At 49.2% G+C, this 22,489-nt stretch carries 16 protein-coding genes; 14 read left to right on the forward strand and 2 right to left on the reverse strand.

Annotated features, from left to right (window positions below):
* Nucleotides 1-184 precede the first annotated feature (184 nt).
* The gene (gene lipA, locus BSZ32_RS05600) at nt 185-1,213 is read right to left on the reverse strand and encodes a lipoyl synthase (RefSeq protein WP_105042520.1); all 1,029 of its coding nucleotides are present in this window, start codon (nt 1,211-1,213) and stop codon (nt 185-187) included.
* 271 nt (nt 1,214-1,484) lie between these two features.
* Between lipA and BSZ32_RS05605 the strand changes: the two genes are divergently transcribed.
* The 13 genes from BSZ32_RS05605 to BSZ32_RS05665 all read left to right on the forward strand — a co-directional run bounded on the left by BSZ32_RS05605 (nt 1,485) and on the right by BSZ32_RS05665 (nt 19,958).
* A complete protein-coding gene (locus BSZ32_RS05605; RefSeq protein WP_105042521.1) occupies nt 1,485-4,430 on the forward strand; it encodes a hypothetical protein in 2,946 nt (981 codons plus the stop codon).
* Between the two features lie 38 nt (nt 4,431-4,468).
* Entirely contained in the window at nt 4,469-5,452 is a 984-nt protein-coding gene (locus BSZ32_RS05610) for an AAA family ATPase (protein WP_105042522.1), read from the forward strand.
* Nucleotides 5,453-5,467: 15 nt separating this feature from the next.
* Nucleotides 5,468-6,349 (forward strand): DUF58 domain-containing protein, encoded by an 882-nt coding sequence (locus BSZ32_RS05615; RefSeq protein WP_105042523.1) that lies wholly within the window; start codon nt 5,468-5,470, stop codon nt 6,347-6,349.
* 6 nt (nt 6,350-6,355) lie between these two features.
* Nucleotides 6,356-8,371, forward strand: a complete 2,016-nt coding sequence (locus BSZ32_RS05620; protein WP_105042524.1) for a BatA domain-containing protein — start codon at nt 6,356-6,358, stop codon at nt 8,369-8,371.
* 19 nt (nt 8,372-8,390) lie between these two features.
* Nucleotides 8,391-8,987 (forward strand): vWA domain-containing protein, encoded by a 597-nt coding sequence (locus BSZ32_RS05625; protein WP_129589610.1) that lies wholly within the window; start codon nt 8,391-8,393, stop codon nt 8,985-8,987.
* Entirely contained in the window at nt 8,971-10,584 is a 1,614-nt protein-coding gene (locus BSZ32_RS05630) for a hypothetical protein (RefSeq protein WP_105042526.1), read from the forward strand. Before BSZ32_RS05625 ends, BSZ32_RS05630 begins: the two co-directional genes overlap by 17 nt.
* Nucleotides 10,585-10,601: 17 nt before the next feature.
* A complete protein-coding gene (locus BSZ32_RS05635) occupies nt 10,602-13,376 on the forward strand; it encodes a hypothetical protein (RefSeq protein ID WP_105042527.1) in 2,775 nt (924 codons plus the stop codon).
* Nucleotides 13,377-13,384: 8 nt separating this feature from the next.
* Nucleotides 13,385-14,029, forward strand: coding sequence for a DUF4159 domain-containing protein (locus BSZ32_RS05640; protein ID WP_105042528.1), 645 nt, complete (start codon nt 13,385-13,387; stop codon nt 14,027-14,029).
* 158 nt (nt 14,030-14,187) lie between these two features.
* Entirely contained in the window at nt 14,188-17,088 is a 2,901-nt protein-coding gene (locus BSZ32_RS05645; protein ID WP_165788665.1) for a HEAT repeat domain-containing protein, read from the forward strand.
* Between the two features lie 17 nt (nt 17,089-17,105).
* The gene (locus BSZ32_RS05650) at nt 17,106-18,119 is read left to right on the forward strand and encodes a cytochrome c biogenesis CcdA family protein (RefSeq protein WP_105042530.1); all 1,014 of its coding nucleotides are present in this window, start codon (nt 17,106-17,108) and stop codon (nt 18,117-18,119) included.
* Between the two features lie 198 nt (nt 18,120-18,317).
* The gene (locus BSZ32_RS05655) at nt 18,318-19,025 is read left to right on the forward strand and encodes a type I 3-dehydroquinate dehydratase (RefSeq protein ID WP_105042531.1); all 708 of its coding nucleotides are present in this window, start codon (nt 18,318-18,320) and stop codon (nt 19,023-19,025) included.
* Nucleotides 19,026-19,065: 40 nt separating this feature from the next.
* Nucleotides 19,066-19,470: a hypothetical protein gene (locus tag BSZ32_RS05660; RefSeq protein WP_105042532.1), complete on the forward strand. Its 405-nt coding sequence runs from the start codon at nt 19,066-19,068 to the stop codon at nt 19,468-19,470.
* Between the two features lie 206 nt (nt 19,471-19,676).
* On the forward strand, nt 19,677-19,958 hold the full coding sequence (locus tag BSZ32_RS05665; RefSeq protein WP_129589611.1) for a hypothetical protein: 282 nt from the start codon (nt 19,677-19,679) through the stop codon (nt 19,956-19,958).
* A 76-nt stretch (nt 19,959-20,034) separates the two neighbouring features.
* Here the strand turns inward: BSZ32_RS05665 and BSZ32_RS05670 are convergent, their stop codons facing one another.
* A complete protein-coding gene (locus BSZ32_RS05670) occupies nt 20,035-22,044 on the reverse strand; it encodes an ATP-dependent DNA helicase (protein WP_105042534.1) in 2,010 nt (669 codons plus the stop codon).
* 99 nt (nt 22,045-22,143) lie between these two features.
* On the opposite strand from BSZ32_RS05670, the gene BSZ32_RS05675 reads away from it, so the two are divergent.
* Nucleotides 22,144-22,473 carry an HIT domain-containing protein gene (locus BSZ32_RS05675; protein ID WP_105042535.1) on the forward strand — a complete coding sequence of 110 codons (330 nt, stop codon included), beginning with the start codon at nt 22,144-22,146 and terminating at the stop codon, nt 22,471-22,473.
* Nucleotides 22,474-22,489 lie beyond the last annotated feature (16 nt).

Genomic DNA, 22,489 nt, shown 5'->3' on the forward strand with positions numbered 1-22,489 from the left:
TGTTATTTATTCTTTGAAATTGCGAACCGAGCTCGTTTTTGATGATAGGCCCCCTTCGGGCTGAAAAGCCTTTCTGCGCTAGGCTTCGTTGCTCTTCATTCACGGATATATACCCTTAAGCTAGGTAGACAAAAAAGCGCTCCGAGTTGGAGCGCTTTTGAAAACTTTATTTTAGGAAACTTTCTTATTCTGCGTTCTCTTGATTGAGAGACTCTTGAAAGACATCAGCCTTAGCCGCTGGGATACCTAAGTCGCTTGGCTTCACTTCCAACTCAGTCGTACCGCGAAGGTCAGCCTCGATATCGTCAAGAACATCGAGTTCAGGACGGAAGTCGGCAGCGTGATAAGAGGAACGGACAAGTGGTCCTGATGCTACGTGGCGGAAGCCTTTTGCAAGTGCTATCTCCTTCAGCTCGTCGAACTTCTCAGGCGTGATGTAATCAACAACCGGAAGATGGCGTGGAGTTGGGCGCAGGTATTGGCCCATTGTGAGCACAGTCACGTTGTGATCGAGAAGGTCGTCCATGGATTTTTCTACCTCCTGCTGAGTCTCGCCGAGACCAAGCATGAGGCCTGACTTCACAGCAACCTTGCCACCAACCATGTCGCCAGCCTTCTTGAGCACAGCGAGCGAACGCCAGTACTTAGCGCGTGAGCGCACGAGCGGAGTGAGACGCTCTACGGTCTCGAGGTTGTGGTTGAAAATGTGCGGTCGTGCGTCCATCACCATTTGCAGCGCCCAGTCGCGGTCGTTGAAATCGGGAACCAGAACTTCGATGATGATTCCAGGATTTGTCGCACGGATCTCTGTAATCACTTTATTGAAGTGCTCGGCACCACCATCTTTCAGGTCGTCACGCGCTACAGCCGTGATCACCACGTGCTTCAGCTTCATCCGGCGAGTCGCCTCTGCCACACGTTGTGGCTCATCAGCCTCGAGCTGGTCAGGGCGGGCAGTCTTGACAGCGCAGAAGCCACATGCACGAGTGCACTTCTCACCAGCGATCATGAAGGTAGCAGTTCCCTGCCCCCAGCACTCCCAACGGTTTGGACACTGTGCTTCCTCGCAAACAGTCACGAGGTTGAGATCTTTGATCATCGACTTGGTGTCCCAGAATACGGGGTTATTCGGCAAACGCACTTTGATCCACGACGGCTTTTTGTCCGTATGGAGTGTCGGGTCCATCTTCATTCTTGGTCCTGCACAGCTCATGGCGCGGAACGTAAGCACGAAACTCCAGAAACGGAAGGTAATTTTTTACGATTACGCCACAGCCTGAACAAGATATGCATGCCACCAATCACGCTTTGTCGAAGTCATAGCAGACCCCTCCGAATTGAGTGAAATCTCTCACGATCCACTCCAAGTTTTTATTCTATCAAATCCCTCTCCTCCCAGTCTCTCCAGCGAAATGCTTAGCGTTACATAATCATACGATCATTCTTATTGTCAGCTCACACATTTCTAGCTAATAAACCTAGCTATGCTTTCTCTGCGTGTCGCACTACTCATGAGCTCTACTGTGCTCACAGCTTTCACTTGCCTCCATGCGCAAGAGTCTAACAGAAGAGTAACCAAGCCTATTGACTTCTCTGACGCCGTCGAAAAGCTCGTCGCACTAAACTTCGCAGACACAAAAGGCGCAGATTACATAAAAATCTCCACTGGATCCAATCACGGCCAACTCCCACTATCCAGCCTTCAGAACCCACCAAAGCTCTCCGGCAATGCTTGGTTTAAGAATGACAAAACCTCTCCAAAAACTGGCACGATCTTCCTAGGCTATGGCCAACAAGCGCCTTTTACCGTCATCACGAAGAATTCCAGTCAGCCATTTCAGCCATTTCAGGCAGGTCAGCCCATCAGTTCTAAAACTCAGCCAGCTGATCTTAAAAAAGATCTCACGGCTCTGCTCAAGTGGCTAGTAGACCTAGAAACAAATGAAGACGATGCCTCCCGCCGTAGTGACGCTGACATCAGGCATACCGCTCCAATCTTAGCTTTTGCCGTCATGGCCCACCGAAGTGGCCACAAAGAATCTGCCAACGCTATCATTCAGAAGCTTCTCACCAGTATTAACTCTCCTGAGAAAATTATTGATTCCTTGATCAGTAAAATAGCAGACCAAGAACTCTCATCAGCATCGGCCAAACTGACTCAAGGCGCTGACTGGAAAAGCTATTACGCCACCCTCCAAAAAATTGATCAGACTTATCAGCGAGGATGGGACAAACATCCAGGACTCCAGCTCTTATTGCCTAAAGCGAAACTACGAGCGGACGGAGACCTCAGTGCGGTACCCAAGTTGGCCGGCATCACCTTCTCAGACGAAGCGATTACCGAACTCCAGGCGACTCTCTCCACCCCAGTGCTACCAGCGACCTCGTATTTAGAAAACCCCCTCTGGCTACTCAACAAGAAGCCTGCCCAATCTAACTCCAAGTCTCCATTTAACCAACTCACCACACTTGGCATGGATGGCTTCATCGCTCTCATTTCACTATTAGATGACGACACGCTCGTCATTCAGGGCACAGCAAACCAACGCGACTACTATTACTCTAGTAACAATTACTTCAATAGCTACTCAGACGACCCTGAGGAAATTGCCTACAGCGCCTATGCAAGCATGACTCGCCCAAAAACCAGAGGAGAACTCGCAATAAACTTCATCCAGCCGTATTTTGAAAAGGCCGATAATGACTCTTATAATTCGTCTTCCGAACCTGACATTGCAGCTCTCAAATCTCAAGCCCTCGCTTGGTACAAAGCACACAAAGAGGACACTCCAATCACGCTGGCAAAGTATTTCCTGCAAAATGGAGAAGAGAAAATGATGACAGGAACCGCGGCTCACCTTATCTTCCTCGAGTCGGATGAAGCCAATCAACTGATTGAGAAAACTATACTTAGCTCTGCTCAACCCAGCTCCTACGCAGCAAGCGTCAAGCCCTACATTATTAAGCGCCGAGAGGCTGGTAGCGAATTTCTAAAAAAGTATGAAGCTCTCCTCATCAAAGAACTCGGTGATGGCCCAGATTTTGAGAAAAACACCTCAGCCCAATACCAAATCAGCAGAGATGGCGGTGTGACCAAATTCATCGCTAAACTCAATAAATACACCAAGCCAGTCAGCCCCAAAGTGCTGCTCACTAACCTTTCTAGAAAAGATGCTAAGACAACAGAAATCCTAGAGCTGCTCGCGTCCCAGCTTAAAGGCAAACCACTCGGCGAACTTCGGCCGAAATTCATCTACGCTGCTGCAAAATCAGAGCCAGCCAAAGCAAGGATGATCATAGGTGTTTTGCTCCAACTTGATATCCCTAATCCGACCAGCATGGATGAAGCGTATGCTGTAGAAATTGGATCCTTCGAGGCCCAAGATTGGAAAAAACTTCTCGCTGAAAAACCTGATGAAGAAAATGCCCGAGGTGAGTCTCTGCGTCGCGACACCGCCCTACTTTTAGAAAACTTATTCACCCCTACTGGTGTCACTGACTCTTACTATGAAATTCGGGCAACTCTCCCACCAGCAACTTTTAGCACTCTTATAGACACTCGCACAAAGGCCATTCTAGAGAGGGCAGAACTACCCTCTTTACCAGCCAGCGATGATATCAATAACGAGCAAATGTTAGCCTTGGTTGGCAAAATTGCGGGTACTCAACCTACAAAAATGAACTCGGTGATCGAGAGATTTACCCCCTCAGAGTTCCTCGCCTTAAAGAACCATCTCGATGCGAATGGGGCTCCCAAGAACTATCTCCTCGCTCAGTCCTTTGTTCAAAGACTCAAGTTGAACGAACAACAAGAAAAAATCCCTAACAAAGATGAAATCCAGAAACTTTTAGAATCTCACTCCCTCATAGGGTGTAAGCTCACAGAAGATTACTTTTCGAAACTAACCGAGCTCATCAAGGCAAACAAAGAGATCTTCAATCAAGTTGCGATCAACCTGCAAAACTCACCCAACACTATTGGTTTTGAACTCTCCCTATTCAAGACACCACTTTCATATCTACGCCAACTCCAAGAATCAGAAACTCTCCTCAAAGAGGGGGAAATTGACTACTACATCAGCCTCATACGTTACTCAGAGAACTCTGGATCACAAAAAGAAGTCCTCAGTTCTGACCCAGAATCCGCGCCAAAATTTAAGGCTGAAGTTAAGGCTGAAGTTAAGGACTACATTGGCTCTCTACTCGATAATCAAAGCAGTTCATGCGTCATCATCACCGCCACAAAACTCAGCCTCAAAAAGCGCCAAGAGGAACTTAAAAAATCACGAGCCCCGAAAGAAGCTCTGCTCAAAAAAATGGCTGAAACCCCAGGAGGATCTGTCTATGCCGATCACTTTGAAGACCAGCTCGACTCGGTCACCCTAGAACAGCTGCAGTCCTACTACGATCGTATTCTCTCTAATCAATAATCTCTTCCAAACGTTACCCACTTTAACCCAACAAACCTATGCCTACCGATACTGCCGCCTCCCAATGGGAATCCGTCCAATCCTCCATCGAAACTATCCGTACAGAAACTGCCCGCGTCATCGTCGGCCAAGAAGCAGTCGTCGAGCAAATGCTCGTCTCTGTTCTCTGTAAAGGCCACTGCCTGATCGTCGGTGTCCCAGGGCTTGCTAAGACCTTGTTAGCCTCGACTATTGGCCACATTCTTGGCCTGAAATTCCAGCGCATCCAGTTCACTCCCGACCTCATGCCGACCGATATCGTGGGCTCAGAAATACTTCAAACCTCCGACAATGGTGGCCGTAGTTTCGAGTTCAGACCTGGCCCAATTTTTGCCAACTTGATTCTAGCCGACGAGATCAACCGAACACCACCAAAGACCCAAGCAGCGCTGTTAGAAGCGATGCAGGAAAAGCAAGTCACAGTCTCAGGACAGACGCGAAAGCTTGAAGAACCCTTCATCGTCTTCGCAACCCAGAACCCTATCGAACACGAAGGAACTTACCCACTGCCAGAAGCCCAGCTCGATCGCTTTTTCTACAACATCCACATCGATTACCCGACAATGGATGAGGAAGCTGAAATCGTAGCACGCACCACTGGCCGCGAGACTCCTGAAGCCCGCCAACTACTCAATGCTGATTCCGTGCAGAAACTCCAAGCTGCAGTGCTTGAAGTCCCTCTACCAGACTCAGTCGTTCAGGCAATCCTCAAGCTCGTGCATTCCACCCGACCAACCTCTGAACACGCCACCAAGTTTGTAAAAAACTATATCTCGTATGGTGCCGGCCCACGCGCCTCACAATGTCTCGCAAAGGCGGTGAGAGCTCTTGCCCTGCTACGCGGTAAGCCATCCGCAACAATCGAAGAAGTCAGAGCTGCTGCCCTCCCTATCCTTCGTCACAGAATCACGCCGAACTACAATGCCACTGGAGAAGGCATTACTGAGGTTCAGATTATCGAAGAGCTCATCAAAGCAATCTAACAACCATTTTCAAATATGGCAGACAGCCAACATACCTACCTCAAACCTGAGGACATTCTAAAGCTCCGCAACTACGAGTTCGGAGCTAAGTCGCTGGTCGAAGGCTATCTTGCGGGAAGGCACAAGTCGAACCAACGTGGATCGTCCACAGAGTTCCACGAGTACCGTCAGTACTGCCCAGGTGACGACATCAGCATGGTCGATTGGCGGGTATTTGCTCGCTCAGATAGACATTACCTCAAGACCTTCGAAGAGGAAACAAACCTAGAATGCCACGTCTTCGTAGACTCATCAGCATCAATGGGATTCAAAGAAAAATCCAAGCTGAGCAAGCTTGAGTACGCCTCGTTCTTTGCTGCCTGCCTTTCATGGTTAGTGATTCACAAAGGTGATCGAGTTGGCCTCCAAATCTTTGACAAAGACATCCGTCACCACCTACCAGCAGGCTCCACCCGGAAGCACCTTCTCAACATCCTCGACCTCTTAGAAAAGAACAAGGCTGGTTCACAAACCTCACTCGCCACTTCGCTGAAACGAGCCGCTCCTCTGCTAAAGAGAAAAGGAACCATCGTCGTGGTCTCAGACTTTTTTGATTCCCCTGAAGAAATTTTCCGCAGCCTTCATCCTTATCTTCATCGTGGATTCCGCGTCCAGCTTTGCCACATCCTCGATCCCGCTGAACTCAAGCTAACAGACCGAGGTCTCACGCGATTCGTCGACATGGAAACATCTGAGAACCTCATAGCACACACTACTAATCTTCAGAGTGAATGGATTCAGGCGATGGAAACCCATTGCCGCAGCCTGAGACGTCTCGCTGCATCTAAGCAAATCGGCTACACCCTTAGCCCAACCACTGAATCCTACCACAAGCTCTTCGACCAGCTCGTCAAATAAGCCCCTATGTCGTTCATCACTACCTACCCCGCGCTTCTTTGGATTCTGGCACTCGTCACGGTCCCAATACTGGTGCACTTGTTTGCCCGCAGTCGGCCACCTTCCTATGCATTCTCCGACACAGCATTCCTCAAAATCTTACTGAAGAAAACGGCGCGCCTTCGCAAGCCGCAAGATTGGCTGACACTTTTGTTAAGAACACTAGCGTGCTTGGCTCTGCTGCTTGCCATTTTACATCCATTGCTGGTTGCTAGAGATCCAAACGTAGTCGCCGGCGCCCAGAATAACATCATTCTAGTCATTGACCAATCAGCCTCCATGTCCGCTAGAGATGGAGCAACCACTCGCTTTGATAAGGCTATCTCTGAAGCCAGCAAGCTCCTCAATGACCTCAAGCCTGATAAGGCAAATATCATCTGGGCCAGAGCCTCAGCCAAATCTGAATACCCCGAGCCCGCTCCCAACCTCCAATTCCTACACGAAGCTCTGCAAAATGCCGAATCCGTCAACGAGACCTCTGCCGGCCCGAGCGCTCTCAGCATCGCTATCGGCCAATTACAGAAAACTCAAGGATCTCGAGAGATTTTTTTGATTTCTGATTTTCAGAAGAATAGTTGGAATGGTGCTCAAACCGCACTGCCAGACTCAATCAAGTTGACCAAAATCAAGGTAGCGTCACAGACTCCTAACAACGTAGCTGTCACAGAACTATCCTGCTCACCTAGCTCGCCCATCATTGGCCAAGACACTCTCATCCGCGCCAAGCTGTCCAACTTTTCAGATCAAAATCAACACCTTAGTTCCTACCTAAATATAGCCGGGAGCAGACAATCTAAGTCCATCGACATCCCAGCTCATGGCCAAGTCGAAGTCCTCTTCACTGCTAGTTTTTCCAAAAGCGGCCAACTCCCGATCACGGTCAGCATCGACGAAGACACCTATCCCGCGGATGATTCTAGACACCTCATTCTCGACATTGACAGCGGACTCCAGATCACCTCGCTCGAAAGGAATCCTAGCGCCAGCTCTGAAACTCTCGACCGAGTCGCCTCCGCGCTCCCGTGGTTGAAGCATTCTTCCGTAAAAAACATCAGTAAGATTGGACCAGCAGATATTCTCTTCATTCATGATTGGGATGGATCTAACATCAAACAACTTGAACAAATCTCACAGAACACAACATTGATAGTCGACCCCTCTATCAGCTGTGGCAACGCGGCTATCGAAGAGTTATTTAGTCTTAAATCCCCATCCTCAGTCATCAACCGCAGTTCAAACTCTGATGGATGGGAGGCCACCATCTCTGACCCCTCTTCCCCCGTATTCCAGCTCTTCGCCTCTGGTGAATATGGCAACCCCGCGGCTGGCGTCTTTCACAAACGAATGGATCTCCCCATCTCATGGAGTAATGCTGAGCATATCACCTCGTTTATCTCATACACCGATAACACCCCGGCTATCCTGAGCTCCAACACAGCGACACCTAGGCTTCTCTGGAACCTTCCGATCTCACCTACCGATTCTAGCTGGGCCCTGCAGGAACCCTTTCTCCCATTCATCGCGGAACTACTGCTCCATATCCGACCTGACTCAAAGTTAAATGAACAAGAATTCCTGAGTGGTTCACCACTCTTTTGGTCATTGCCGGATGAGATTGATGCCAGCTCAGTCACCCTCCAAAAAGACGCGGACGCGCCCTCTCCTACCCAAGTAAACCGCGACGATCTCAGCACCGTACTCCTCAGCGAAGAGCCCGCTGCCCCAGGGATTTTCTCATGGAAAATTGGCAACCATGTCAGCCACCTCAACTATGTTAACTTTCCCTCGCCTGAGTCTGATTTACAAACGCTCACTCCCGACTCTCTAACTTTTGGCCAGACACTAGCGAGTGAGGATGTTCTCAGAAATGACGCCCTGTCCCAAGGTGTTCCATTGTGGCCGTATTTCCTAGCGGCCGGCATCCTTTTACTTTTTGCCGAGTCATTCGCATCGACTCCTCAAAAAATCACAATAGCGGACTAACCAAACCCATTATTCTCCATTGAATCCCGTACTTTCAACCCAAGCCCTGATACCAATTCTGATCCTCATTCTAGGATTAGGTCTTTTCTTGTCTTGGCGTTCCACCCAGCACGCAGGAAAACGTATTCGCATCCTGTTAGTTACTCTTCGTTGCCTCGTGTTAGCGAGTATTTGCATCCTCTTTTTTAACCCCGGAAAGTGGGTTTCACCTGAGGATTCAACCACCAAGGTTTGGCCCATACTCATAGACAACTCACTTTCTATGGCTGTCGATGACGGCCAGTCCACCCGACTGGAATCCGCCCTCGCCATTCACAAAAAACTCTCCGATTCCGCCGACAAAATTGGAGCTAAAGTGCAGACATTTAGTTTTGGAGACAACCTATCTAGTCCGTCTTCAGCCTCAACCATCCGCCCCAACGCGCTTGCTAGTAATTTGCTTCAATCCGGCGAAGAACTATTCAGTTCACTCCAAGCCTCTGGCCAAACGCCCGCAGGAGTCATTATCCTCTCTGACGGAAGACAAACCCAACAACCCTCAGGATCTAACTTTCTACTCCATTCCAAGGCCCACAACGCTCCTGTCCACACCATTGCCATTGGAAAAAAAAATTGACCCTGTCGATCTAGAAATATCTTCCACTAAACGCACAGTCACAGGATTTATTGGCCAAGATATTCATATCAAAGCCACCATTCGCAACCTCCAAATTGCCGATCAAGAAATTGAGATCGAGCTGCTAGACTCCGAAGAAAAGCTGCTCAGCAAGGCCTCAATTTCTCTCGTTAAGGGAGAAAAAACCTCTCACACATTCACGATCAAAGCCCCGGAGTTGTCCACTACTGTCCACCTCCGCATCCCCATTCTAGAAGGTGAACAACGCGACAATAACAACCAATGTGCGGTCTACCTACGCGTGCTCACGACCAAAACCCGAGTCTTCATAGCGGAAGGTGCTCCCTACTGGGACTCCAAATTTTTAGCCCAGCACTTGCGGCTGCAACCACACATCGATGTTCAGTCAGTCCATCGCCTCAATGATTCGCGCTTCTTTAGAATCGACTCAAAAAAGAGCTACCACACGGATTCTGCTGAAAATATTTTCCCTGACTCAGCTGAAGAATTAGCCAAATTTGACCTGATCATATTCGGAAAAAATGCTGAGTACTTTCTTACGAACAAGCGCATTGAGCTGCTCAAGTCGTTTGTCAGAGACCAAGGTGGGGCCATCCTCTTTTCACGAGGGAAATCATACTCAGGGAAACTCCCCGAACTAGCAGATCTAGAACCTGTGACATGGACGGTTGGCCAACTCTCACAATTTTCACTCACCCCAACACCCGACGGAAAGGCTTCTGGTCTATTTGGTCAAGCACTCCCAAACCCAAGCTCCACCGTGTGGAAGTCGCTTCCTAAGCTAAAGGATGCCCATCAGATTGAGTCAGTCAAACCCTTCACTCGGGTATTGGCGCGAGGAGCAATCGATGGTCATCAGAGCACTTTCCCACTGCTCGCAGTTCGGCGCTATGGCCAAGGAGTGACTGGAATAGTCAATGCTGATGGACTCTGGAAATGGGACTTCTATCCGGAAGCGCGTGAGTTAGGTAATATGTATAGTGAATTCTGGTCCCAACTCCTCCAATGGATGGTCGCCTATTCAGAATTCTTACCGGGCTACCAATATTCGTTACGTTCTTCCGCCACCACACTCACCCATGGCAACAACATCACTCTCACTGCTCGCTACCGTGGCAGCGACTCACCAGAGCCACCAGTCTTAAGCATCCGATTCGGCTCCTCTCCCCCCCAGACCCTCACTCCCGCTAGAGTTCCGTCAGATGACCCCATCCCCACATGGAAGGCATCCTTCACTCCGGAAACCCCAGGAAACTACGAGATCACTCTCATCACTCCAGACAAGTCACCGCAACCGACGGCCTTGCTCCAGGCTATTGCTCCGCCAAAAGAAAGTGACAATTTCAACCCAGATCCGACTTTCCTCAGCGAAATTGCAGCTGCAACAAAGGGCCAAAGTCTCACCGCTGAGACATTTGAAAGTTATTTTGATTCCGCATTTTCTGAGATTCAGACCACTACTAAAAAAGCAAACGCCACTTGGAAACCGACATGGTCGCACTGGATCACCGCTTTTGTTTTGGTTCTTATACTCGGTTCAGAATGGTTCATCCGCAGAAGATCTGGCCTTTCATAAATTTCTAACACCCTAACATGTCAAAATTTCAAACATCCTATAACCGATTCAAGCACACCTGGAGCATTGGTCTCGTCTGCCGAGCACTGTTCTATCTATGCTCTGCCATGGTGCTACTCACCTTGCTGATAGGTGTCGCAGACTTTCTTTTTGCTTTCAGCCAAAAGACACGAACTGTTGTCTATTACACATTGGTCGTGAGTTCTATCATCGGCCTAGCCGTTACCTTGATTCGGTCTATTTTATTAAACAACTCAGAAGTCACAGCTCTAGCAGACAAACAGACCAACTCGACAACTCGGGCGGTGAGTGTTGCTTATGACCTACAAAACCAACAATCCCCCACCGAGTTACATGCCTACCTTAAAGATAAAGCCCTGGCACAAGCGCACACCGAGCTTCAAGACATGTCATGGAAGTCGAGATTCCCATGGAAAGCTCTCATCACCTCCATCGTCTGTATTGTCATGACAGCTGGGATTCTAGGAAGTTTTAGCTACTTACAACCTGCTGCCTACACTACAATAAAAGGCCGGGTGCTCACGCCTGCTAAAGATATAGCCCCATTCACCAATCTCAAATTTTCGCTAAAGAAAGAGAATGCCATCACCCTCTACGGTGGTGAGAACTCCATCACTGCTATCATCACTGGTGACGACATCGAAGACTCAGTCTATTGCCTGATTAAGAATCCGACCACTGGAGAAATCGAAAAAACCGAAACCTTCCAAAAATCGGATAAAGAATTCACCAAGAAGTTCAGCAAGATAGTTGAAGACCTTGAAATCGCATTTTCCTGCGGCAAAGCGCGCAGTCAGTGGCTGCCTATCAATGTAATGCTGCAGCCCAAGTTTGGAGCGGTTCAGCTCACCATCACTCCCCCTCCTTACACCAAGAAGCCGCAACGCAGCATCCCACTCGACGGCAATGCTCTGAGTATTCTAGAAGGCTCCTCAGTCGTTTTAGATGTCACCTCTAACCGCCCACTCTCAGGAGGCTTGATCACCCTTAGCCCATTCAATGACATCGATACTCCTACCGAGCTTCCTGCTGCATCATCCAGCGGAAAAACGACTCAGTTCCAGTGGACCGCCCACCGCAGCGTATCCGTTAGTTGCTCGATTACCGACGTGAGAGGCACCCACGGATCGTCACCACTAACATTCAACATCCAGATCATCCAAGATGAAGCACCGGCTCCAGAACTCACCAGCCCATCTGCCACCGTCCTGGCCACTCCTGACTCAATTATCCCATTGCAATGTGAAGTCACCGATGACCACGGACTCAAGGATGTAAGCTTAGTCCGTTCTTTGGTAGGCTTCCGCGACCGCAGTCAAGTCGTCGCCGCCAACCTCAGCATTACCGACCACTCCTTTACAGAAAAAATAGATCTCGGAGCTCTAGGCGTACTACCAAAGCAAGATCTAGAATTCTATTTAGAAGCCACTGACCTCAACCCCTCACTACTAGGCTCCGGCACATCTAACGTGGTCAGAGTCCACATTATATCAGTCGAAGAATACGCTGAGAGAATCCGCATAAAAACCACTCTCAAAGCCTTCAGCGAACGCTTTAAATTGCTCGCTGAACTTATCGAAAATGCTCGGAACTCGCTCGTGGAGTTAGAGACCGCCAATAAGGCTAATGAAGAGAAAAATTTCAACGCCACACTAGAATCGTCAAGAAAATGGCACGAGCAATCCAAAGATTTAGCCTACCAACTCGCCAGAGACTTCCATGCGTATTCCATGGAAAAAGAACTAGGTGACGTAGCCGCAGCCAGCTCAGATGTGCTCAATGAAAACTTTCTAGAACTTCAAGAAATCACTTTCAGCAACCCTGTAGAGCTCAATTCCAAGAGCATCGAAAAAATGCTGGAACGCCTCGGCGGAGTGAGAGAACGCGCTAAGAAACTCAAAAAAGAAGCCGGCCAAGTCAACAACATCGGTGAGGCTATCAAACTTGCCGTCCGCTATAGAGAAATCTACAGCAACCAAAGATCGGTCACGATGCGCTTCACCACCATCGCCAAAGAAATCCACAAAGGGATTATTAGAAATGCCAGACAACTCCCAAACTTAGCCAAAGTTCAGTTGAAAAACCGAGATGCTTTGCTCAGGCTACTCGTCGACATTCGCGCTGTCAGCGAGTCATTGCCGGATGAATTTAGTGATCTAAAAATTGCTCTCGCTGAATTTGCCGAGAAAGCTGACGAACTCAACATCGTGGAACCAATGCAAGCCGCTTCAGACGCTGCGAAGTTAGGCAACGCGGATGAGGCCACCTCTCAATCCCAATTCACCCTCAACTTGCTAGAGCAACTACTACAACTCAAAGAACCGAATACAGAAGACGGAAATGCATTTTCTCAGATGTGCCAAGGGAAACTCCAAAGGTCAAAATTCCCAGTCCCAGACAAAGTAGATGACACACTCAAAGCTATCTTGAAAGCCATGCTCGCTAAGGTCGAAAAGAAAGACCAAGAACAGAACAAAGGCCAAGGAGACGGCGATGGCCCACCTGGAGACGGCGGTGAGGGAGGTGGTGGACAAGGTGGTAGATCTACAGCAAACCTTCCGATGTTCGGCCCATCTCGCCTAGACTTCAACAGTGCTGGATCTCAAGGTAGCAATGGCTTAGCCAAGAAGCAACGCTCACATGGCAAACAACAACTAGAACAAAGCCAGCTGCGTAGCTCGAAAAAAGAAGACACTCTCCCATCAAAACTTCAGCTCTATCGAATTCCCGAAAAATACAAAGACTCAGTCAAAAAATTTCAATCTAACTAACAATCCCCATGAAAACAAAACTACCAAGCTACCTCTGCGCAATATTCCTTTGCAGCATAGCAGTCGCCAAAGAAGGAGCCGTCCAGTGCGGCAACCTCATCTATGCTGGCACCAAAACATCACGTTGTTTCAGCGATGAGTTTCTAACCACTGTTCAGCAAAAAACCAGCATCTCTACGGAAAGAAGATTCAAACAAGTAAAACTCTCCTCTGATGAACTCTTCAAATTCCCCTTTGTCATCATGACGGGTGAACAAGACTATTCGCTGACTAAAGACGAACGTGAAAACCTCAAAAAGTATCTCGAAAATGGAGGGTTCTTACTCGCCTCCCCAGGTTGCTCTAACACCGCCTGGGCTACAGCATTTGAACGTGAAATTAAGCGGATTTTTGGCAAGAGCGCACTCAAAGAAATTGGCTTCGATCACGCACTCTTCAAGACAGTTTTTAACGTAAAAGAAATGGGACTCAGTCACGGCGGATCAGCAACTCTCAAAGGCGTCACACACAATGGAAAGCTCGTCGTCGTCTACTCATCAGATGGACTCAATGACACCTCCAACACTGAAGGTTGTTGTTGTTGCGGCGGTAACGAAATAAATAACTCGGTCCGAGTCAACGCAAACATCCTCGCCTACGCGATCCTTCACTAAGTATATATCTTAGATCTAACACCTACTTCGTTTCTTAATAGATGCATCGGTTCTTTTTGTCCATCACGCTAGTATTTAGCCTCGCCCTCTCACTCAATACGTGGGCTCAAGCTGATTTAATCCAAAGTCTAGAGTCTGGTTCTCCATCCGAATCTGATTTGATCAAAGCTACACACGCACTTTCAACTCCTCAAGCCCGATCGATCATTGAAAAAGCCATTGCAAAAGCCCAGCCATTCCCTCGCAAAAACCTCGTCAATCTACTCAGCCACCAGCAACTCATCGTAAGGATTGGCAGCCTAGAGCTGCTAGAAAATGCTGCTGCTGAAGACTTTGGTTTCAACCCATGGGACGAGCCAGCGAAAAACGAATCCACCCAACTCGCTCTTCAGCGTTGGAAACAGTGGGCTGACTCAGACTCTAAAATAGAAAGTAGCTCGGTAAAACTCTCTGAAGAACAACTCCAAAACTATATCCAGCAACTTCTCTCAGACGACAGAAATCGAGTCCAGAGAGCCCTGCGCATGTTAGAAACCAACAACTTCCATGCAGTCGCAGCTCTCCAGTCATTCCTAATCGATCACCCAGAACTCCCTGAAGTTAAGCAACTAAAGCTGAAACAAGCTCAATACGAACTCGTCCTTATCAAGGCGAATCGCTCTAAAGCCGCAGGGCTTGCCAGAGATTTGGTCAAAGGGAACCGAGACCAACAACTCACAGCCCTCAGCCAACTCAAAAAACTGGGCCTTATAGCTATCCCCATCATCCGCGACTTCATTGGTGAACAAGATGCTCTCACTAGAGAAACGGCTATGGACGCACTCCTCAGTGTTGGTGGCGCACAGGTTCTCTCACTCGTCGTCGAGGACCTTAAAAATGAACAAGATGTCAACGTCCTCTACGTTGTTCTTAAAAACATCAAAGAAATCAACAACCCACAGTCTATAGCTATCGCGACCAGGCTTCTCACTCATGAAGATGAAGACATCGTGGTTGGATCAATCCAAGCTCTCACAAAATTGATAGCTAATAATTCTTCCCACTCCCCCTTTAGCTCATCTAACAAAAAAAATCTAAACTCCGACTCACCAGTTCTGCCCTACCTCCATGACTCAAGGTGGCGAGTGAGAGTGGCCGCCATCAACCACGTCACCAAGCTTCAGCTCAAAGCCGCAGGCCCGAACTTGCTGAAACTCCTCAAGGAAGACGATGACGAATTCGTGCGCTCCCACTGTATTCAAGCAGCTGTAGCCATCAAACTTACTGACGGGCTACCAACGCTAAAGAAACTCTTCTTCACCAATGACGAGCTTATTGGAGCCCTTACACCAGCGATCCTTGACCTTTCAAAGTCTATTCCAGCTGACCTGCTGGCTCATCTAAAGTCGAGAGATCCCGACACCATCATTTCAGCACTCGCAGCATTCACAGATGACAAGAAGCCGATCCTCACTGTTGTCGCGGGCTATGCTCAGCACTCAGATACTGACATCTCATGTGCGGCTCTCCGTATTCTAGCAAACGATGACGATAAGCTGAAATTCGACTTCGTCACCAACACCCTCACCGACTCTCTCAAATCTGGTTCTGAAGCAAAAATTCAAGCGATTCTCACCAGCATCGATCTACCACGCTTAAAAATTACGGACCCAAGACTCTTTCTTCCCACCCACACTTCACGCACTACCAGCTCTGTTCTTGATCCCCTCTACAAGGCCTTTCTAATGCCGGACGGCAAGCCTCTCACCCCAGCTCTCCCCACTGTAAAAACCGATTCGATTGGTGGGTTAAGCACCCTACTCACAACTCTAACAAATCTAGCTAACGAGCCCGGCAACAATAAGCGAACATTTCAGATAAGCCTCATTCTAACGAAAGCGGGTGACCCAAGGGGGCTAAAACTTATCAGCGAGAACATTGCCGAAATGCCTGTCAGCAAAAGGTCCTCTCTCGCTGACTCACTCTATTCTCCTAGCTCCGCTGAAACTCTCCCCATCTTTGATGTTCTTCTGGAAGATCCAGCTGACCACATCCGCAAGGAAGCGGCTCGCAATGCCTTCACCAATAAGAAGAACCTCAAACTCATCAAACTGGCCTTAGGTCACGTCGCCCGTGAAGACACATTGCTCAAACCCTCAGAAATCATCCAGTACCCGTTCTTTTCGGCCCTTAGAAAATCTGGTGCAGCGTCGATCATGCAACAGTGGGCGAGCGAGCAATTTGCTAGCCCAACAGCCTCTGATAAAGTCAAAATACTGGCTCTCACAATCCACGGGAAAGCAATGCGTGTTAGAGACTCACAAGAAATCGAACAATTCACCAAGTCCACGAACCCATGGGTCCGGCGCGCAGCCTGGTATTCCATCGCTAGTAAAAAATCATCCACCACCCCAGAGCAACTAGTCTCTATCACCAAGGACTCTAGCCCGCACGTCAGAGCAATCCTCGCTGAGGTATCGAGCAAAGAACGCACAAACTGGAAGATCTATTTTAGCGACTCAGAATCCACTTCAGACAATAGCTATTCATCCTCAAGAAGCCGTCGGCGTATCACTCAAGAGCTCGAAGACGCACTACGAGTGATTGCTGAAACGGACAGCTCTGTCGTCAACCAATTCGAAGCTAACTTTAGCCTACTGACTCATTCTCGCGATATCAACCTTCCTCTATTCATCGCACTCCTCAGTAAAACCCCCAAAGAAACCCAAGCAACACGCAGGCTCTCCAGCTATGTAGAAAGCAACTTTAAAAAAATGGGCACAGGGATGCGCCCGCTGCTCGCTTACATCGATTTCAAAAGAATCAATGTCCGCTATCACAAAAAAATCCTAGAGCACTTCAAGTCTGACTCGAATGAAAATGAGGCATTCCATTCATTCAAGAATTTAGCTCAAACCACTCAAGTTAGTGATGCACCCCAACACATCGAAGTCGAAAAAGTAGAACAACCAATCGACCGCAATAAACTCGTCGCCGTCTTTTCGAAAAAGAAGGCTGCAAGCAATGTGCCAAAGCTCTCGAAGTCATCGAAGACCTCAAAGCGGATTTCCCATTACTAGAAATTCAACACGTCTCGATGAGCTCGAACGATGGCATACTTCTCAACGACCACCTATCTAACAAATTCAGTCTCCCGTCTAATGCCATAGGAAAGACTCCCTCTATCTTCACATCTCAAGGCTATGTCACCCCTCCAATTTCGGCGATCAAGCTTGGAGAGCTTCTAGAAAAAACCATGGCTAGCCCGCAGGATGAGACTTGGTTCCAGATCTCTAGTCCTGAGCTGATCGCTGCTGCAGAAGAGCGCGTCGACGCCCGCTACGACTCACTCACTCTCCCCATCGTCATCGCCGGAGGTTTGTTAGACGGCATCAACCCTTGCGCCTTTGCCACCATCATTTTCTTCCTCTCCTACCTCGGAGTCGCCAAGCGCTCGTCTAAAGAAATCTTCATGGTTGGCTCGGCATTTATCCTAGCGATTTTCATCTCCTATCTCTCAGTAGGATTGGTCTTCAATGAAATCATCGCTAAGCTCACCGAAAATAGCAGCTACCTGTGGCTGAAAAACGCTCTCAACTACGTGTTCGCGGGCTTTGCTCTGCTAGTAGCTGTGCTGTCGCTAAAGGACTACTGGAAAGCACGCCAAGGTCGCCTCGACGACATGACGCTACAGCTGCCTAACTTCCTCAAAAAACGCATCAAAGGCGTCATCCGTAAGGGAGCTAAGTCATCACGCTTTGTCATTGCAGCCTTCTTCTCAGGCATAGCAATCTCCTTTCTCGAGCTAGCCTGTACTGGCCAAGTCTACGCGCCGATCATCTACAAGATCAATCAAGGTGCCGCCGATGCGACCTACATGCTGGTGCTCTACAACCTAGCCTTCATCCTGCCTCTAGTCATCATCTTCGCTCTAGCGATGGGCGGCATGAAATCCAATGCGCTGATCGACTTCCAGAAGAAGCACACAGCGACCGTGAAGTTGCTAACCGGTATTCTTTTCCTCTTACTTGCCGCTGTCCTTATTTTCTCAGACTTCTTCAGCGGCCTCTTAAAAAACATCCAGCCAGCACTGCTAAACTTCATCGGCTAACATAAAGTTCCTACCGCGAAATAGACGAAAGTTCCGAAAGGGCGAGGACAATGAAGCGACGTTAAACACGAATCGCACTAATTTTAGCAAATCGCACGGCTGATTCAATCTGCATTCTTAAATCGAGCGTAGCGACCCTCGTCAATTCAGCAGAAATCTCTGTTGAATCTTTGACCCTCTCAGTGCAGCATCTGCCGCATGAGTATGAACCGCAGCCACCCGAGCATGCCACAAGGCCCTATGACCGTCGGCTCCATCGCCGATGCTAGCCTTCTCGATTACCCATTCTCGGCGGATGAATGCGAAATCGTAGAGTTCCGTCTCGACGGGTTACTCAAGAACCTGCAACAGGTTCGCGATCTGTTGATCAAACTCAAATCGAGCCAGCTGCAAACGCTCATCACCGCGCGCTGCACCTCAGAGGGCGGGCTCGCAGCTCTCACCACCGAGCAACGATGCCAACTCATCGGTGGACTCTCACCACTCGCCACCTTCGTCGACATCGAGCTAGCCAACCTAGAGGAAATGGAAAGCGCCGCTGATCAAGCCCGCACCAACGGAGCTCTCATCGTCGCCTCCTTCCACGATTTCAAAAAGACCCCCGACACAGATTTCCTGCGCTCCAAGATCCGCCAAGCCATCGACCTCGGTGCCGACATGGTAAAAATTGCCGTCCATCATAACAGCGTGGAAGACATGTATCGCTGCGCTAGTTTACTTCAAGAAGGCCAGCCGATCGCCACTTCACTGATGGGTATGGGATCGCTTGCTCCAGTTTCTCGTGTCCTCTATTCCCAGCTTGGTTCCTTACTGAATTACGGTTATCTTGGAGTCAAGGAAACCGCACCTGGCCAGTGGCCCGCCAGCTTGCTCAGCCAAGCAATCCGCGCTTCCAAACGGTTTTAAAGTGTTCCGTTGGCCGCATTCCGTTTTCCGATCCGACCCAATGAAACGACTAAGAATCCCGCCTAACGGAACACGGAAAACCGAACGCAAAACACTTCCGGCTCAGCGGGTAAAATGGTATAGCCAAATACTTCCCCTACTCATCCTCTGCGCTCTAACCACCTCCTTACTCGCACAGTCTGAAGAGAAACCTTGGCCTAAGCACCTCAAAAATCGGACTTCGCTCCCAAAGGTCGTTGCCACCCAGACCGACTCGCCACCCTTCCTCTATGAGTCGCGTAACTTCCGCTTCATTTCGGATAAAAATCTCGACCTAAACAAAGTCCGCGAGTTCGCAAAAACTGCCGAATCCGTCCCAGCAGTAGTGGCTAACGTAAAAATAGCTCTGCCCCCTACCCAGCCATTCTCACAAGTCAGAAAGCTGAAGCTCTGCAAAAAAGCCTAACCGCCTACTGGAAACCCAAAGGAATCATCATCACTTTTGAATAGTTTGTAGATTCGATAAAATCTACTCCAACAGATACTTATTTAACTCAATTAGCCTGTCTCATAGAGGAGAGAGTGTCGAAGGTCTGAAAGTCTAAGGTCAAGCTAGCAAAGTCTGGTGACTTTGGGAACCCAGCAATCGCGCCCACGCGATCTCACTGGACTTTGGACCTTAAGACTTTTGACACTGGCAAATATCGAAGGCCTGAAAGTCGTGTAGGATTAGACACACACTATGTGCACAATGTGACGCTCTTCCCACGTAACGCGACCGTCCCGGTCGCTCAAAATAATTCCAGCGAAGCTGCTGACTCACGGCGCTCAGACCTCACCAGCGAACTTCAGCTCACCCAACAGACAGAGAATCAGGCCTTCGGCGATCAACTCAAGGCGACCGAGACGGTCTCACTACGTAACGCGCCCGTCTCGGTCGCTCAAATTTTCTAGACTTCCAACAAATCTACAGCTTCTGATTTCAAGCTCAAAATAACTCTAAACTCTAAACTCTACCGGCTCCGCCGGCCTAATGCTTCACAATTTTCACTGGCGCGTCGGGGAGTGCTTTGAGGAACATTTTGCCGTAGCGCTTGGTGACCACGCGGTTGTCGAGGATCACGACAATCCCCTTATCCTTTTCTGAGCGGATCAAGCGGCCTACGCCTTGGCGAAGTTTGATCACCGCCTCGGGCACGGAATATTCCATGAACGGGTTGCCGCCCTCAGCCTCGATCGATTCTATTTTTGACTGCACCACTGGGTGGTCTGGCACCGAGAATGGTAAGCGGGTGACAATCACATTGCTCAGCGACTCACCCGGCACATCGACGCCGGCCCAAAAGCTAGCCGTGCCAAAAAGCACGCTGTGGATGTCTTCGCGAAAGATCTCCACCATCTTGTGCCGTGGAGTTCCGTCACCTTGGACTAACAGTCGCCAGTCCATTTCTTCAAAATAGTCTTTCATGGCATCCGCCACATTGCGCATCACCTTGTAGCTGGTAAATAGCACGAAGGCCTTGCCCTCAGTGTATTTTAAAACTCGCCCAATCCAGTGCACCAAAGCCTCTTCGTAGGTAGGAGTCCCGGGGTCGGGCATCGCCTGCATGACGTAGATCTCCATTTGTTTTTTGTAATCAAACGGACTACCAATCTGCACAGCCTTGGCATGCTCGGCTCCCACTCGGCGGCGGAAGTAGCTCATATCTTCCTCACCGGCACTCAGAGTGGCACTGGTTAAAATACAGGTCCGTCCCTTACCAAACATCAGCTCACGCAGTCTATCAGCAACGTTGATAGGAGCTGAACGCAAGCTCAGCACATCTCCATCGCGTCCAGATTTTTCGATCCAATAGACGCTTTCCTCGTCGGTTTGATCGAGGAAAAGGCGTAAAGTCCCATGCACCTCGCGCAGTCGGCGGGCACCATCCATCAGCTCCTTGCGGGCTGACGATTCTTTCTCTAACTTCTCAGCTTCATCCTCGACTTTATCCCACAACTTGCGCAGCGGTTCGGCTAGAGTGTTATCCACAATATCAGCTTCGCGCACTCTCGATTCCTTCGAGTATTGACCGAACTGGACACTCTCTTGGAGTTCATCGAAGAAGTCTTGTGAACGCTCTAGTAATTCTTCAGCCGCTTGAATCCCCTCGCCACAGCGTAGTTGTTTCAGCAGGCCTTTCTTGTTGCGCGGGTTGTACAGCCTCGACACATCGAAACGGAGTCCCGATTGACTCAAGCGCAGACCGAGCTGGTTCGCCGCGACATCCTCCAGTGTGTGGGCCTCATCAAAAATCACGAAATCATTAGGGAAAATGTAGCCCATATCCCGCTCATCGCGATCGTCTGCAGCTGAATCTAACAACGAAAAGAAAAGTGTGTGATTCACGACGACAACATTCGCCTTCTCCACCCGCTTGCGCGCTTTTTGGTAAAAACAATTGCCGCGCGTCCCACAGCTCCGCGGAGTGCAAATGTGCGCCTCGCTACAAACTTGGCTCCAAACTTTAGGGGACGGACGGAAATCGAGTTCACTCAGTGTCCCATTCGTAGTCCCCTCAGCCCAGTCCCAGACTTGCTTGAGCTCGTCCACCTCACTTGAAGTGAATAGGTCACCTTTAGAATCCATCGCAATGCGCAAGCGCAATGGGCAAACGTAATTTTGGCGCCCTTTCAGCAAAACCGCGGTAAAATCTATTCCTAAAAGCTTTCGCACAATCGGGATATCTTTGTCGGTGAGTTGCTCTTGCAGGTTGATGGTGTGGGTGGAAATTACCGCTTTTTTACCACTCTGCACGGCAAACTTCACCGCGGGAATCAAGTAGGCCAATGACTTTCCCACTCCAGTACCAGCCTCGACAGTGAGCACATTCGCCTGCTCCAGCGCAGAAGCGACCTCCACAGCCATCTCTTGCTGCTCGGCGCGATACGCAAAATCTGGTGATTTCGACAGCAAGCCATCCGCGGAAAATATCCCGTGAATTTCATCAGCCAAGCCCTCACAAGCCCCAGATCCAGTACCTTCTACAAATGCTATCATGCGCGCAAGAAGCTGTACTCAATTCCCCCATAACTAGCAACTGAAACACGATTCATCTTCAACTAACAATCATTCGATTGTAGGTTGCCGCATTCCATTATGAGCAACGATTTCTACTATGACGAAGCCCTCAGCGGCAAAACTCCCATCGAAAAGGTACACGAGAATGCTGACGTTCTCGCCTTCCATCACACTCGCCCGTCTTGGCCAGTGCATATTGTCGTCATCCCGAAGGCTCATATTCCCTCGCTCACTCAGCTGGATGGCCACCCCATCGAGCTAGTCCACAAGGTTCTCGAAGTAGTCAGACTAGTCGCAGCTCAGGTGGAACAAGAGCACGGCTCCTGCCGCGTCCTAACTAACCTCGGCGAATACCAAGACTCCAAGCACTTACACTTCCACGTCAATTCTGGTGAACCATTACGCTGAGGGTTAAATAGTTAGG

Origin of the sequence: Rubritalea profundi, assembly GCF_002954445.1 — a bacterium.
Taxonomy (GTDB): Bacteria; Verrucomicrobiota; Verrucomicrobiia; order Verrucomicrobiales; family Akkermansiaceae; genus Rubritalea; species Rubritalea profundi.

Bases quoted from the DNA above. Each gene is read 5' to 3' on its own strand.
- lipA (WP_105042520.1), bottom strand. From the start codon at position 1,213: ATGAGCTGTGCAGGACCAAGAATGAAGATGGACCCGACACTCCATACG.
- BSZ32_RS05655 (WP_105042531.1), top strand. From the start codon at position 18,318: ATGAGTATGAACCGCAGCCACCCGAGCATGCCACAAGGCCCTATGACC.
- BSZ32_RS05605 (WP_105042521.1), top strand. From the start codon at position 1,485: ATGCTTTCTCTGCGTGTCGCACTACTCATGAGCTCTACTGTGCTCACA.
- BSZ32_RS05650 (WP_105042530.1), top strand. From the start codon at position 17,106: ATGAGCTCGAACGATGGCATACTTCTCAACGACCACCTATCTAACAAA.
- BSZ32_RS05635 (WP_105042527.1), top strand. From the start codon at position 10,602: ATGTCAAAATTTCAAACATCCTATAACCGATTCAAGCACACCTGGAGC.
- BSZ32_RS05660 (WP_105042532.1), top strand. From the start codon at position 19,066: ATGAAACGACTAAGAATCCCGCCTAACGGAACACGGAAAACCGAACGC.
- BSZ32_RS05615 (WP_105042523.1), top strand. From the start codon at position 5,468: ATGGCAGACAGCCAACATACCTACCTCAAACCTGAGGACATTCTAAAG.
- BSZ32_RS05640 (WP_105042528.1), top strand. From the start codon at position 13,385: ATGAAAACAAAACTACCAAGCTACCTCTGCGCAATATTCCTTTGCAGC.
- BSZ32_RS05670 (WP_105042534.1), bottom strand. From the start codon at position 22,044: ATGATAGCATTTGTAGAAGGTACTGGATCTGGGGCTTGTGAGGGCTTG.
- BSZ32_RS05675 (WP_105042535.1), top strand. From the start codon at position 22,144: ATGAGCAACGATTTCTACTATGACGAAGCCCTCAGCGGCAAAACTCCC.
- BSZ32_RS05620 (WP_105042524.1), top strand. From the start codon at position 6,356: ATGTCGTTCATCACTACCTACCCCGCGCTTCTTTGGATTCTGGCACTC.
- BSZ32_RS05610 (WP_105042522.1), top strand. From the start codon at position 4,469: ATGCCTACCGATACTGCCGCCTCCCAATGGGAATCCGTCCAATCCTCC.